We start from the raw sequence: 301 nt of genomic DNA, 5'->3' as shown, positions 1-301 counted from the left end.
CGCCTTGCGCACGGTGTCCGTCTTCGGGTCCCAGTGGGTGTTGCGGACGAGGACGAGCCGCTTGTCGCGGGCGTAGGAGTCGACCTTGTACGGCCCCGAGGAGAAGGGCCGGTTGTCGTACTGCGGGACCTTGTCCTGGGACGGGGGCACGGGCGCGAAGGTGGGGAGGGTGGCGGCGAAGGGGAACTCGGCGAAGGGCGTGCGGAGTTCGAAGACGATGGTCCGCTCGTCGGGGGTCTTCACGGAGGCGAGGTGCTTGCCGCCCGCCGGGCCCTGGTAGCCCTCCGCGCCGGCCAGGTAG

Annotated in this window: 1 protein-coding gene; it reads right to left on the bottom strand. The window is 71.1% G+C overall.

Annotation, left to right across the window (positions count from 1 at the left end; all coding sequences use genetic code 11):
- Nucleotides 1–301 (bottom strand): ABC transporter substrate-binding protein (locus OQ02_RS39850; RefSeq protein ID WP_033443875.1); only part of this gene is annotated, 301 nt, incomplete at both ends.

Source organism: Saccharothrix sp. NRRL B-16314 (assembly GCF_000716595.1).
In the GTDB taxonomy this organism is placed as follows: Bacteria; Actinomycetota; Actinomycetes; order Mycobacteriales; family Pseudonocardiaceae; genus Actinosynnema.
The sequence above is the reverse complement of the archived record's forward strand: the minus strand, read 5'-3'. Positions and strand labels throughout refer to the sequence as shown.